The organism is Fusobacterium sp. (assembly GCF_019012925.1).
Lineage (GTDB): Bacteria > Fusobacteriota > Fusobacteriia > Fusobacteriales > Fusobacteriaceae > Fusobacterium_A.
The window spans coordinates 1-14,424 of the sequence record NZ_JAGIRL010000039.1 but is presented as its reverse complement, the minus strand read 5'-3'; the positions used below and the strand labels follow the sequence as shown (position 1 = coordinate 14,424).

Here is a 14,424-nt window from a genome sequence, read left to right as displayed (position 1 = left end):
CCCCCTTCTAATCATTTATAATATCTAATATTGTACATATATTTGCTAACATATATTTTTTTTCATCTTCTGGTAATTTTATATCTAAAACTCTCTCTAAATCTATGTATATTTCTTCAGATTTTTCAAAAAATTCGCTTTCTAATACTTCTTTATAAACCTCTTCATCAATAATTTTTACTGGTTCATTATTTTTTACTCTTGTTATAGCCATTGATAAGTGCATTGTCATCATAGCTCCATTTTCTTCTGTCAACATAATTTGATATTTTTCTTGAAACATTTTTATTACATTTAATACCACTTCTCTTGTTTCTTTACTAATTATTCCCGTTGAATATAAAATTTCAAGTCTTGTTTGTAAATCCATTACTCCTCCTCACCTAATCTATTAATTTAAAACTTTCTTTATCAAAAAACTTATTAAAAAGTGTTTTCATGGTTTTATTATTTTTAGGAATTACTATAACTGATTCAGTTGCTAATAAACTAATTCCACTTTCGTCCTTTAACTCTTCAATAACAATATTATTTTTTTCTAATAATATCAATTTATCTAAAACATCATCATAATTCCAAATTGCTGCGTCTATAGTCTTATCTATTAGTTTCTCTATTACTTCTGAATACTTAATTTCTTTAAAACTTATATTTTCATTTTTTTGAAAATTAATATTAGTTAAAAATGTATGATCATTTGATTCTAAATCTACTCCTACTCTTTTTACTAAGCCATCTTTTCTTTTTAAAACAACATGTTTAGTGACATACGTTCTTGGTCCAAATTCTTCAATAATTTCTAGATTTAATCCTGATATAATAGCCTCTTGTGCTGCCAATTTTGATACAACTCCAAATTGAAAAACACCTTGCTCTATCAGTTTAAGTCTTACATATCCACCACGCATATGTGAAAAATATAATGAAATTGGAATTTTAAAACTGTCATTTATACTCTCCATTATTTTTTTATATCTTGATGAATAAGTTATAGGCATCACACACAGTAAATATTCATATCCTAAAATATCCAATAACTTTTTATAATCAATTTTTTCTATTCTAGTTCCATATTTTCCCATTTTTACCAATTTTACTATTTTCTTTTCGCATAATAATGTCAATGATTTTTGAATTGTTCCTAATGATAAGTTAAATTTTGCTGAATAATTAATAATTGTATCTATATTTTCTCCAATTTCTCTTGAAAGAATATCTTTAGCTAACTCAATTGTTCCTATTTCTATTTTTTTATATTTATTATTCTCCATAAACTCCTCCATTATTTTCAATTTTTTGAAAATAATATTTTTATAAAAATAGAATACATTTTTTTTGTATTTTTGTCAAGTTTTTTTTATTTTTGTCTATTTTAAAACATTCTATTTATATTTTTATATAAATTCAACATTTGTATAGTATATATTATTTTTTATATTTTTCTCCATAAGTCCCTACTAATCTTTAGTTGATTTTTCCCAAAGAGACCTTTTTTATACAAAAATGGCTAAAGAATTTTCACCTCTTTAGCCATTTCTTTTCTTCATTATTTTTCAATTAATGTTAATTCTGTAATTATAGGTATGTGATCACTTATTTTATTCCATTCAATACCATATTTTTTCATATCTTTTGGTTTATTTGGAATATATGTTTTGGCTTCCCATATTTGAGCATGATTTGTAAAGATATAATCTAGCCCTACTTCTGGATTGATTGCTGGCCATGTTCTATGATCATTTTCTTTTGTTATTACTGGTTTCCAATAACGATTTAGATGTTGGATAACATTAGAGTTAAGAGTATCATTAAAATCGCCACCCAATAATTTTATTCCTCTAATATCTAAAGTATGTTCATCTATTGTATAAATTTGTGACATACGAGTGTTAGGATTTTCATGCCAATCTAAATGAGTATTTATATAAGTAATTGGTACTTCAAATCCAGGAACATCAATATTTGCAATTAGTGCAATTCTTTGTTCATCTGAACTCGGAAGATTTATTTGATAATGATTTAAAATAGGATACTTAGATAAAATAGCTATTCCGTATTCTCCATCATCAAAATCAATGGTTTTTCCAAATACGAAGTTATATCCAGTTAACTCAGCTAAAACTTTAGCTTGATCAACTTTTCCACTACGATTAGTCAATCTATCAACCTCTTGAATTCCTATGATATCTGGATTTAGTTTCTTTATTGCTTTTGCTATTTTTTCTGAATTAACTTTGAAATTATTTGCTCCAGCTTCAATATTATAAGTCATTACTTTTACTTTAGGCTTTTTTCCGTCTATTTTTCCATCATATAAAACCTTACTATTCGCAAAAGAAAAAATAGAAATCATTATTAGTAAAAAAAACACTATTTTTTTCATACCCAAATCCTCCTAATTTATAAAATACTTCCATTAACTTAATGTAACATTTTTATATATAAAAATCAAGATTAAAAGTATTAAAATATGCTCTTATTATATTTTATTTTCATTTTTTTAAACACTTCACAAAGATAATTCTTTCTTATTCTTCTTTCTCCATTTATTAAGTAAGAAGAATATAAAATTTAGAATTAATAAATTATGTGAAAATAGTGTATTATATCACTGGTGGCATGCTAGAATCTATAGCTCCTAAATTCTCTATGATATGGAAATCTATTCCTTCTCAATTGAGTCGTGAAAATAAGGTTTATAAGGTTGTTAAAAAAGTGTAAGAATAAGAGAGTATGAAGATGCTTTACAATGGCTTATGATAGTTTTATACTCTGGAAATTTATATACCTAAGAACAGATATATAAATTTCCATTTTTTAAAGAAAAAACCCCACAAACATTGAGTTTGTGAGGTATATAAATCCCATGTAATTATCTTTTTGAGAATTTGAAATCCTTGATTTCATTGGTATAAATATACCTTTTGTTACCTATGTGTTACCTACAGAGGTATTTTTTATAATCACACAAAGTTTTTAATTCATCTTTATATAAAATCAACTAATCTTTTAAAACATCTTTTATAGATAGAGCTATCGCCTTTGCTAATAGAGGTGGAACCGCATTTCCTACTTGAGTATATTGTGGAACTTCTAATTTTCTTCTATTTCCTCCAGTAGTTCTTTTCCCTAGAAAGATAAAACTATCATCAAAAGATTGTAATCTAGCCATTTCTCTAACTGAAAAAGTTCTATTTTCAAAAGGAGAAATATAATCATCTGGTAAAGTAACTATTGTTCTTGATGGAGCTTCCTTATTTAACCTTACTCTAATATTTTTCTTACTTAAAATAGCATTTACAATTTCTTCTTTTCTTTCTTCTTCTAACATTTTAAAAATTTCTAGTTCTTTTTGAAAATCTTCAAATGAAGTATATCCTAACTTTCCATACTTAAAAACATATTCTAGTAAATCTTTTAAAGAATAGATTTCATCTATTCCATTTTTTAATAAACGAGCTTTTACATCTTTAGTAGTTTCTCCATTTTTATATAAAGAAAATCTTTGAACTATATAGTCAGAATGAAAAGATAATTCTATATTATTTAAATTCCCACTAAAACTTATTGGAGAATTAGTATCAAATATTTTTGTTCTTCCTTGATTAGAAGCTTCTATATATGATAATTTCTTTTCAGTTTTCAATGATAATAATTCTTTTTCCCTAATATTAGAATTTGTTATTAAATCTGCTATTGCTTCTTTTACACTTACTTTATAATTTTTTTTATATTTCTTAATATCATTAGGCTCCGTTAAATACTTTTTGTAAGCTATAATAATAACTCTTTCTCTTTTTTGAGGAACCCCAAACTCTGAAGCATCTAATACTAATTTTTTAAAATTGACTTTATCTTCTAAATTATATTTTTTTATCCTATATCCAATCTTTTCAAACTCTCTCTCTAGAATATCCGTTACTAAAGTATCATCTTCATATTCTTCTAAATCATAACTTATAAAATTATTTAATTTAGTATCAAGTAATCCAACTACATTTTCCATTACAACATAATTAGGTTCTATTTCTGATACTACTCTAAGATATTCTCTAAATAACAAATTTCTTGGATCGTTTTTATCTCTTTTTCCAGCTCTACTAAATCCTTGACATGGAGGACCACCAAATATCACATCTATTTTATTATCAAATTTATTTTTAAAATATTCTAAATTACTAATAGAATCAAGAATAAATTTTCCAGTTAAATTTGAAATATCCTCAGTTATAAAAAATGTATTATATCCATTATGTAATCCCAGTTGTTCATGTCTATTTTGATAAGTTAATGCAACTTCTGGACTTTTATCATTCGAAAAAACAATATGAAATCCTGCTTGAAGAATTCCTTCACTCATTCCTCCAGCACCGCAAAATAAATCTATTGCTAAGGGTTTTCTCATTTTCACCACCTAATTTTTTTTATTCTATAATATATATTATATCAAGTTTAATAGTAAAAGTCCAGGTTTTTTTTATAATCCAATATCATTTAACTCTACATTTTTTATCCTATCATCAAATTTTATTTTAGAATAGCTTTCATTAAAATTATCTTTAAATATTTCTCCAATTGATTTAGCTACATTTTCTTTAGTTATTGTTCCCCAAAAATTTCCACCAGATAAATTTTTAACCCTTAAAACTGGTGTACTATCTTCTTTAAATTTTTCTAGATTTTTTTGAGTAGGAACTGTTATAAAAGAATATTTAAAATCCTTTATTTTATGAATTGAAAAACCATCCTTTCCTATTTTTATATCTCCTTTTGTAAAACCAGTTGATGAATATATAATATCCCATCCCATTGGAATTTGAGCATTATCATTCCAGTTAGTTTTACACTGAATAACATTAATCTCTATTTTAGAAATATTATTTTCTATAATCTTATTCAAATATTGATTTAAAGCTTTTAATGAATCATCTTCTAAAACTTCCAAATCATTAATTGAAAATATTTTACCTTCATATTTTTTTAACTCTTCTATTGAATAAGCTACTTCATCTTCTTTTGGAAAAGTTATTGCTATCAAATCACTTTCACTATTTGAGATAAATTCTCCATAATTAATAGTTATTGTTTTCTGAATACATTCAAAATTAAACTCTTTTTTAGGTTTTATTACTATAGTCCTTGTTCTGAGTAATCCTAGATTTAAATACCATGCTAGTAAACTTTCCCATCCAGTACCAGCAGTAGAAACTTCACTTTGATTTCTAGAACCAGAACTTGTAGATAAAAATATCTCTCTTAAATTTTCTCCTAATTTTATTAGCGAATCTTCAGAGATATTTTTACCTTGAAAGAAATTTAAAATTTGATTTTTCCAAGAATTACTCCAACTTTGAGAAAAACTATTAATCTCAAACAAATATTTAAATATTTCTTTTCTGTATTTTTCAATTAAATTAATCATTAAAATTCTCCTTTGTATTTTTCTAATTTAGAATATTTAAATACTCCTTTTTTTATAACTTAACCGTTTTATTTCTTTACTTAACACTTTTAAACTTTTACTTAGCCTTTTATTTTATTCTCTAAACTCTTTATAATTCTTATTTGGAAAAATTATTATAAATTTTACTCTCAATAACTTAACCGTTTTAGCTCTTTACTTAACACTTTTAAAATCTTACTTAATCTTTAAACTAATATTTTTAACGACTTCTTCTTAGTATAAAATTCTTCCTTTGATTATACCATAGAACATAATAAAATTCCATATTATGCTAAAAATAGTGAAGATTTTACTCTCCACTATTTTATCCATTATTTAACATAGTTACTTATTACTTTCTTACCATCAAAAACATAGCCTAGTTTAATTATCTCTTTTACCCCATATCTTTCTAATTCTACATAATATTTATTCTCATTTATTTGTTGCAAAGCTTTTTCCACTTCTTTCTCTAGGTTCTTAGTATAAGCTCTTTTCAATTCTAAAATATATCCTGCTTTTGTCTTATCTCTTGGGAACAGTATTATATCTGCTCTACCAAATCCAGTTTCCATATTTGATTTAGGAAGATAGTAACTATCTAAAGCATAGAAAAATCCAAGTAGTAACATATGATATGGATTTTCATAGTATTTCGTTATATCATATGAACTCATTGTATGTAAAACTAATTCTTCTATTGATTTATTTACTTGTTCTAGGTTTTTATCTTTTAAAGCATCTCTTAATTTATCTACTTTATCATAATTTCCAAATACAATAGTTAAAAACTCATCCTTGAAGAAATTCATAATTTCCATATTAGGTATTCTTACTAAATACCTTCCATCATCTAATCTACCATTTATAGTTAGATAACCAGAGTATAACATAAGTTCCCATACTTCACTTGCTGATAGGTTATTTCCAAATCTTACATTATCAGTTATTCTTACTGCTACCTCTTCTTGACTAAAAATTTTTTCAAGAGTTTTTAACCCCTCTTCACCAGTATGTTCTAAAAGTTCTCTTATCATAAAATTAGAACTTGTATTTATCCAATATGATTTTAGTATTTTATCAGATACATAGTTTAATATACTCCAAGGATTATATATTTCATCTTTTCCAAAACTATACCCATCATACCATTTTTTTACTTCAATCATCTCATAGCCTATCTCATAATAATCAAGCATAGTTTTTACTTCTTCACCTACTAAACCAAAAGACGTGCTATATTTATCATCTAATACTGAAAAAGATTTAAAATTATTTAAATCAGAGAATATTCCTGCTTGAGCTACCCTTATTATTCCAGTAAGAACTCCCATTTGTAAATACTCATTAGTTTTAAGTACATCCCCATAAAAAGCTTTTAAAAAATCTCTCATCTCGTTATAGTATCCCTTTTCGTAGGCATTCATAATAGGAGAATCATACTCATCTATTAATACAACTACTTTTTGATTATAGTATTTATATAATAAAGAAGTTAAAAAAGATAGAGAAGTTTTTAACTCTTCTTCGTCACTTTCTTTCCCCGCAAATTTATTAAATATTTTATTTTCATTTTCTGTTAATATGTGATTAATTTTTCCATCATACTCATTATATAACTTGAATATTTTATCTCGTATATTTTTAACTGCTCCTTCCCAAGTAGAAGCAGTTATTCCTTTCAAACTAAGAAATATTACAGGATATTTTCCTTGTTCCTCTATCAATGGAGAGTTTTCTATATATAAATCATTAAATAATTTTCTGTTTTCATCTTTATTTTTTACATCAAAAAAATATTTAAGTGTGGACATATTAAGAGTCTTTCCAAATCTTCTAGGACGACAAAATAGTTTTACTTCTGCCCCATCATTTAATATATCTTCTATAAACTTTGTCTTATCTATGTAATAATAATTTTCTTCAATTATTTTTTTAAAGTCCTCTACTGCAATAGGTACTTTTTTCATAGTTATATTACTCTCCTTTCCTCAAATATATAATATTTATTATACCACACTATGAAGAAAACCCCTATTTTATTTTATAGCTAATATTTTTTCTGTAATTAAAATTTAATCTCATTTTTATATATTAAAAATATAATATTAATATAAAATAAATATTTGACTTTTTAATTATTTCACTGTATATTTATACAGTGAAATAATTAATTTATGAGATATTTGAAAGAAGGAATGACATTATGTCACTACTTCTTTTTTATTTTTATAACTTTTTCGGTATCATCATAAATTACCTCAATCTCTCTATCTGCATTTGTAATTTTCATTTTTTCTATTATTTTTTTAGAGATATTCACCCCATATTGCTCTGCTACTCCTTTTCTAGCTTTTCTGTATATCATTTTTACCATTTGTTTCTCACCCTCTATCTTATTTCCATTATTTTTATTTCATTTCTTAGTTCTTTAATTCTTTCGTATGTATCTAAAATAATAACATTCTTCTTTTTTTCTAACTCTCTTAAGATTTTTCTCACACATGTAATAGCACTTTCTCTAGTTTTTTTATTACAGATATTTTTATGTAAAGCTTTTCTTAAAATTTTATAGTCATAAATACCTTTTGAATTTTCCCAAATAAATACCTTGTAACTAAAAGAACTCCCATTTCTCTCTTCTGCTAAAATTTTCTCTAACTCTTCTATTTTATCTTCATAGATATCATTAATAATATCTAAATTTAAGATATTATCTAAAATATAATCTTTATAACTTTCATAGTAAGCTTTAATTATATCAAATTCTCTAAATTCTTCTAAAGAAAAACCTTTTCGTCTTATTCTTTTAGAGACCTCTAATCTTATTCTTCCTATCAGATTTGGATTTTCAGCTATTGCTTCTTTTAATTCATTATCTTTTAATTTTTTCTCAAGATTTCTATATTGATTATAAATCATTAGTCGATTATTTGAGGTTTTATCAGTTTTTCCATTATCTGAATAAACAATTGTTTCATACTTATCGTCTATTAAATCTAGGTATCCTTTAACTCTTCCATTTTCTCCTTTTCTTCGGCAATAAACCATAGCAAAAATCTTATATAAATTTTTATAGCTATGAAAATCTAAATCTTCATCTATTATAAATGTAAAAGGAATATCTACTCTTGTTAATACGATCTCATCTATCAACTCTGTAAAATAAGGATCATTAATGAAAAAGTCACTAAAAGTTTCTTGAACTTCAAAACATTCTGATTTTTTGGTAATCAAGAAAGCATTGCTTCTGCTAAAATATCTTGGGTATGATATTTTAACTAATAAATCATTATTAGGTGTTACTTCAAGAACATCACAAAATCTATATCCCTTTTTATTTTGTATTTTATTAATTACTCTCCTTAAGCAATTAATATCCTCTAAATAAATTCTTTTTTTAATACTAATTTTACTTCAATAGTATCCATTTAAATTCACTCCTTTTTTATAAAAATCTAATATATTTCAGTGAGTGTACAAATTCCACTAAACGTTTCATTTGTAACTCACTGTTAAAATCTATTAAAAATCAAGTAAAAATACCTATAAAAAGCATATTTTTATATAAAATCATACTTATTTTCAAATAAATTCCTTATATTATTTATTTTTTATTTTTAACTTAATCTATATATCCCCTGAAGGGTATAGGGGTTAATATTAGTAATGATGTAAAAATATATTGAAATTTATTACTCTTTCTTTAATAGTTGTCTTTACACTTTTATTGTTATATACATGTATTTTTTTAAAAATTAAAGAGTTATATATTATGAAATGTAATGCTGAAATTAAAAGGAGATGATAAACTTGTTTGAAATAATAGGAGCTATACTAATAATTACAGGAACAGTTTTAAAAGCAGTAGATGATATATTTAAAAGAAAATAAAATATGGGAGTGATGTTATGAAAGCTTATGAAATTAAAAATGCTATGATTGATACTTTGGATATATTCTTGGAGAGCAATCAAGCTGAAATGGACAAAGAGAATTACGATTATGTTATGGAATATTTAAAAGAAGAGTTAAAGAGTAAGAGTTCTAATATAGTTAGATATCTTAGAAATTTAGAGTTAGAAAATATAGTAGCTAAAACAGAAATAGATAGATTAGAGGAGCTTAAAAAGAGTAGAGAAAGAAAGATCATTTCACTGAAAGGGTATATTAAAGGAATACTTTTAGAATTAGAGAAAAAGAAGATTGAAACTGATTTAGGAAATCTTAGTTTGAGAAAGACTACAAGTGTAGAGATAGTTGATTTATCCAAGATTCCTAAAGAGTATTTAGTTATTAAAGAGGAGAAAGCACCATTAAAAAGCTTAATAAAAGATAGCTTAAAGAAAAATATAACAGTTAGCGGAGCTATGCTTAAAGAGGATTATTCATTACAAATTAAATAAGGAGTATGAGAATATGGAAAATAAAGAGTTTATGAGTATTATAGATGGACTAAAAGAAAGTATAAATGATAAAATAAAAGATTTCTTAGATAACTCACAAGAGTTGAAGGACTTCATAGAGTTTAGAAGAAAGAACTTCTATAATTACAGTATTAGGAATAATGTTTTAATTTATAAACAAGATAAAACAGCAACTGTGATTGCAAGTTTTAAAAGATGGAAAGAGCTAGGATATAATATTAAAAAGGGTGCTAAAGCTATTCATATTTTAGTACCACTGATTAGCAAAAAGATAGTTGATGGAAAAGAAGAGCAAAATGTGTATGGATATAGATATGCAAATGTCTTTGATATAAAAAGTACTATTCCTACGGATAAAGCAGTTGCTATTCCAGAGATTGACACTAGAATGAAACAAGGGGATAGCAAATATAAGATAATGGAGTTATTTAAAAAATCCAAGGAAATAGTGGAACAGTATATTCCAGTAAATATAGTTAAAGAACTTTATGCTAAAGGCTGTACTGACGGAAAAACAATTACACTTAGAAAAGATAGATATGTAGCTATGAGTGGAACTCTTATGCATGAGTTTACTCATTATTTAAATCATTTTGGAGAGAATGTTAAAAATCAAAATCAAGAAGAAATAGAAGCAGAGATAGGAGCCATGTTATATGGTTCCTATTTTAATTTGGATATAAGTGGAAAGTATAAATACATAGCTCTATGGAAAAGTAAAGAGGTCAGACTAGATGAAGCATTTGATGTAGCTCTGTCATCATTTGAAGAGTTACTATATGGAAATATAGATAAAAAAGGATTAATAGATTTAATTGAAGGAGAAGAGGAGAAAGAAATATGTTAAGTACAAAGAGAGTTATAAAAATATTGGAGAAGTTAATACTAGAAATGGAGAAAATCAATGTTAGAAAGGTTATTAGTATATCATTATCAGAAACTAATAGAAACATCCCTAAAGTTCCTAAAGTAGTAATTAAGGAAATGTTAGAAGAAATTAAACAAAAGAATAAGACTAATTTATCAATTGTAGATATTCCAGATGATGATTCAAGATACATATTCCAAGATATTTTAAATGGGAAACTAGTGGTAAATAATTTAAGCAAAGAAATAATCATAGGAGTAAGAATTTAGAAAGGAGAGAAATGATGAGAACTATATTTATGACCCCACTTATAAGACATGATTTAGAAACAAGAGCATTGCTGATGATAGTATCAGCTTTAAGATTAAAAGAAGAGAAAGAGGAAAGTCAAGGATTAGATCCATTTCAAATATTTGAGTTCAAAGATAAAAAGATGATTAATAGGCAAGAAGAACCACAGGATAAAATAGAGTTTGAACTAAGTTATGAAGTGAAAGAGTGTGAAGTATGGGCAGTACTAGGACTAGATGAAATGTTTGGAGAATACTGGACTATTATGTTTCCAAGTGAATATTAAAAGGAGGAATGAAAATATGGATAAGTTGTTAGAAAAATTAAGAGAACCGTTTGCTAGAGAAGAATTAGAATTTAGAGTTGGAGCAATCAGCAGAGAAAAAATGGAGGGGTTAGCTCTTGCTTATGTACAAGCAAGGGCTATTCAAAATAGATTAGATGAAATATTTGGTATTGATGGTTGGACTGTAACATATAAAGAAGTATCAGCGGGATTTATTTGTTCTCTGTCTATAAAGATAAATGATAGATGGATAACTAAAGAAGATGGAGCAAGTATGACAGAGTATGAAAGTATAAAAGGTGGAATATCAAATGCTTTTAAAAGAGTAGCAAGTAGTGGATTTGGAATAGGAAGATATTTATATAAGGCTAAAAATAAATGGTATCCAATAAGACAACAAGGAAAGGGATATACATTTATAGTAGAGCCAGAATTAGAACTTGAAGATAATACTTTAACATTTAAAAAATCAAAAAAAGAAGAAGAATCTAAGGTAGTAGGAAGTAGCAAGATTGTAATAGAATTTGGAAAATATAAAGGACTTACATTACAAGAAATATACGATAAGGATATTAACTATATCAAATATCTGAAGGCTAATGCTAAAGATAAAAAAATATTACAAGGATGTGTAGAATTAATAGCATAACTAGACAATAAAACATAAAAATTATTAATGAATATACAAAGAGTTTAGAGGAGTGATAAAAAATGAAGTTTTATTTACATATGGCAATAGCAATAAAGAATTTATAAAAGTCATTTACTTTTATAAATTAAAAATAATGACTCATTATGGGATGGAAAATAATAATTATTATTTAATTAAACATAAGTATTAATTGATATTTTATTAAAAATATATTTTATAAAATGAGTAAAAAAATACTATTTGAGAGCAATTTTTAAAAGTGTTAGAATATAGAAAAATAGAGTGCTGTGAGGGAATAAATGAGAAAAAAGATAAGAGTAAAAATTCCTAAACTTGTTTATGATGTAATGATACAAGATATGAAATATTTTGATTTGAAAAGAGAAACTCTATATAACATAATTCTACAAGAATTGGGTTTTGAAAAAATCAATGAAATAGGTAAAGAACTATTAAGTTTAGATGAAAAGAAACAAATAGCTTTTAATCTAAATGATATGAATACTAGCTTAATTTTAGCTATGCAAGAAACACAAAAAATTAGTAATGATGGAGAATTAATTATCAAATTATTTTCAACTTATGCTAATTTACACTCTGCCATAAGAGAAAGGGTTATTAGAAAAGATTTCTTCTTACGTTTAGAAAAAGCTATTAAAGAGAAAAATGAAGTTAAAATATTATATCAAGACATAGTAACTAAAATATTTCCACTAGCTTTTGAAAGAGATTTTGAAACGGGATATAATTATCTAAGGGTAAAAAATGGGAAAGAAGAATTTCTATATGAAGTTAGAAAAATAAAATTTGTATCATAAGCTAGAGAATATCTCTAGCTTATGTCTATAAAAAAATCAAAAGAAACATAAAGCTATTCTAATAAATTAACAATGAATTTACCGTATAATTAAAATAGATATGAATAGAACATATTAAATTTTAGATATTACTCTAAAAAAAGATAGAGGATAGATACTAATTTACTCAAATAGTCTTTGATAACGTTCTAAGGATTTGAAAATTAGTTTTGGAATGTTTAAGGAAAATTCAAAATATTTATTGTAGAAATTAGGGGGGATAAAATATGTGGATATTTTTAATCATTTTATTAATAGGTCTTCTAGGAACAGATGTAGGAAAAGCCATCTTATTTTTATATGTTATTTATATAATCTATAAACTAATGGCAATGTCATCATAAGATTTATAAAGGAGAGAATGAATATGGAAAGATTAGATGAAAATAAAATGGTACAAATTTTAGATACTTGTTACCAAAAAGCATTAAATGGAATTCCTATGGTTAGTGAATCAGTTAATGAACTTGGAGATTATTATTTAAGTACTTGTGTAACTACTGAAAAAGCTATTGAAAAATTAATAGATACTCAGGTTCAAAAATGTACAGTTAGTGGATTTTTAACAGGGCTTGGAGGAGCAATAGTTCTGCCAGTTGCTCTTCCTGCTAATGTATCAAGTGTTTTATATATTCAATTAAGAATGATAGCTAGTATTGCCTATATGAATGGATATGATGTAAGACATGATGAGGTTAAAACGATGGTATATCTTTGTTTAGTTGGTAGTTCTGTTTCTGATATTTTAAAAGATGTCGGAATTAAAGTTGGAACAAGATTAGCTGAAAATTTAATTAAACAAATACCAGGAAAAGTATTAGCTCAAATAAATAAAGCAGTTGGATTAAGACTTCTTACTAAAGCAGGAACAAAAGGAGCAATTAATTTAGGTAAATGTATTCCAATAATAGGTGGAGTAATAGGTGGAGGTTTTGATTATGTCTCAACTAAAACTATTGCTACTTATGCTAAAAATACTTTTTCTAATAATTAAATTTTATAGAGGAGAAAATATGTCGATAACATTAAAAATTGAAGAACAAGTTAAATATGCAATTAATGAAGTCAAAACTTATCCTAAAGGTTACGAATTTAATATTAAGGATATTTTAGTAGTAAGTAGATGTATTGGAGCTACAAACTATATTAGTTTTAGATTAAAATTACAAAGTGCTCTAGTTAAAATTTGTAGTCCAATTGGAAATGAAAGATATAGAAAAAAATAAAGAGAGATACACTCTCAGTTTATACTCCTTTTTTAACTTAATATGAAAGTATAGATTTTTTTGCTTAAAATAAAAAAGAATTTTCGCAAAATTTCTTATTAAAATTAAAAAAATTTAGTATAATATTAAATATAGAGATTTTTAAAAATAAAAAAACATATGGGTTAGATATACAAAAAAAGTTATGGAGCATATAATATTATAGTGGAAAGTAAGATTTTAATTTAAGAAAAGATAGTATAAATAATTTTGTGTAAATAAAAATCTCTCTTGATTATTGATGAATTATAAGTATAATTTAATTAATATCAAGGGAGGTTTTTTTATGTCTTTATTACCTAAAGAACTTATTAAAGAAATTGTTAAAAAAGGAA

The 14,424-nt window shown here is 25.0% G+C and carries 16 protein-coding genes; 8 read left to right on the top strand and 8 right to left on the bottom strand.

Going from position 1 to position 14,424, the window contains the following annotated elements; all coding sequences use genetic code 11:
• Window positions 1-7: 7 nt before the first annotated feature.
• The 8 genes from QZ286_RS07060 to QZ286_RS07025 all read right to left on the bottom strand — a co-directional run bounded on the left by QZ286_RS07060 (window position 8) and on the right by QZ286_RS07025 (window position 8,680).
• Window positions 8-370 (bottom strand): PRD domain-containing protein, encoded by a 363-nt coding sequence (locus QZ286_RS07060; RefSeq protein WP_291256255.1) that lies wholly within the window; start codon window positions 368-370, stop codon window positions 8-10.
• Window positions 371-383: 13 nt separating this feature from the next.
• Window positions 384-1,271: a YhfZ family protein gene (locus tag QZ286_RS07055; RefSeq protein WP_291256254.1), complete on the bottom strand. Its 888-nt coding sequence runs from the start codon at window positions 1,269-1,271 to the stop codon at window positions 384-386.
• Between the two features lie 275 nt (window positions 1,272-1,546).
• The gene (locus QZ286_RS07050; RefSeq protein WP_291256253.1) at window positions 1,547-2,383 is read right to left on the bottom strand and encodes an endonuclease/exonuclease/phosphatase family protein; all 837 of its coding nucleotides are present in this window, start codon (window positions 2,381-2,383) and stop codon (window positions 1,547-1,549) included.
• 618 nt (window positions 2,384-3,001) lie between these two features.
• The gene (locus QZ286_RS07045) at window positions 3,002-4,405 is read right to left on the bottom strand and encodes a DNA cytosine methyltransferase (protein WP_291256252.1); all 1,404 of its coding nucleotides are present in this window, start codon (window positions 4,403-4,405) and stop codon (window positions 3,002-3,004) included.
• A 72-nt stretch (window positions 4,406-4,477) separates the two neighbouring features.
• Entirely contained in the window at window positions 4,478-5,422 is a 945-nt protein-coding gene (locus QZ286_RS07040; protein WP_291256251.1) for a hypothetical protein, read from the bottom strand.
• 353 nt (window positions 5,423-5,775) lie between these two features.
• Window positions 5,776-7,413, bottom strand: coding sequence for an AAA family ATPase (locus QZ286_RS07035; RefSeq protein WP_291256250.1), 1,638 nt, complete (start codon window positions 7,411-7,413; stop codon window positions 5,776-5,778).
• A 242-nt stretch (window positions 7,414-7,655) separates the two neighbouring features.
• The gene (locus tag QZ286_RS07030; RefSeq protein ID WP_291256249.1) at window positions 7,656-7,820 is read right to left on the bottom strand and encodes a hypothetical protein; all 165 of its coding nucleotides are present in this window, start codon (window positions 7,818-7,820) and stop codon (window positions 7,656-7,658) included.
• Window positions 7,821-7,834: 14 nt separating this feature from the next.
• Window positions 7,835-8,680, bottom strand: a complete 846-nt coding sequence (locus QZ286_RS07025) for a hypothetical protein (protein ID WP_291256248.1) — start codon at window positions 8,678-8,680, stop codon at window positions 7,835-7,837.
• A 674-nt stretch (window positions 8,681-9,354) separates the two neighbouring features.
• Between QZ286_RS07025 and QZ286_RS07020 the strand changes: the two genes are divergently transcribed.
• The 8 genes from QZ286_RS07020 to QZ286_RS06985 all read left to right on the top strand — a co-directional run bounded on the left by QZ286_RS07020 (window position 9,355) and on the right by QZ286_RS06985 (window position 14,050).
• Window positions 9,355-9,849, top strand: a complete 495-nt coding sequence (locus QZ286_RS07020) for a siphovirus Gp157 family protein (protein WP_291256247.1) — start codon at window positions 9,355-9,357, stop codon at window positions 9,847-9,849.
• Window positions 9,850-9,862: 13 nt separating this feature from the next.
• Window positions 9,863-10,717: an ArdC-like ssDNA-binding domain-containing protein gene (locus QZ286_RS07015; RefSeq protein WP_291256246.1), complete on the top strand. Its 855-nt coding sequence runs from the start codon at window positions 9,863-9,865 to the stop codon at window positions 10,715-10,717.
• On the top strand, window positions 10,711-11,007 hold the full coding sequence (locus QZ286_RS07010) for a hypothetical protein (protein ID WP_291256245.1): 297 nt from the start codon (window positions 10,711-10,713) through the stop codon (window positions 11,005-11,007). Before QZ286_RS07015 ends, QZ286_RS07010 begins: the two co-directional genes overlap by 7 nt.
• Before the next feature lie 14 nt (window positions 11,008-11,021).
• Window positions 11,022-11,315 (top strand): hypothetical protein, encoded by a 294-nt coding sequence (locus QZ286_RS07005; protein WP_291256244.1) that lies wholly within the window; start codon window positions 11,022-11,024, stop codon window positions 11,313-11,315.
• Window positions 11,316-11,331: 16 nt separating this feature from the next.
• Window positions 11,332-11,964: a Rad52/Rad22 family DNA repair protein gene (locus QZ286_RS07000; protein WP_291256243.1), complete on the top strand. Its 633-nt coding sequence runs from the start codon at window positions 11,332-11,334 to the stop codon at window positions 11,962-11,964.
• Window positions 11,965-12,266: 302 nt separating this feature from the next.
• Window positions 12,267-12,785 carry a hypothetical protein gene (locus QZ286_RS06995; protein WP_291256242.1) on the top strand — a complete coding sequence of 173 codons (519 nt, stop codon included), beginning with the start codon at window positions 12,267-12,269 and terminating at the stop codon, window positions 12,783-12,785.
• A gap of 406 nt (window positions 12,786-13,191) precedes the next feature.
• Window positions 13,192-13,818 (top strand): EcsC family protein, encoded by a 627-nt coding sequence (locus QZ286_RS06990; protein ID WP_291256241.1) that lies wholly within the window; start codon window positions 13,192-13,194, stop codon window positions 13,816-13,818.
• Between the two features lie 19 nt (window positions 13,819-13,837).
• The gene (locus QZ286_RS06985; protein ID WP_291256240.1) at window positions 13,838-14,050 is read left to right on the top strand and encodes a hypothetical protein; all 213 of its coding nucleotides are present in this window, start codon (window positions 13,838-13,840) and stop codon (window positions 14,048-14,050) included.
• Window positions 14,051-14,424: the final 374 nt, after the last annotated feature.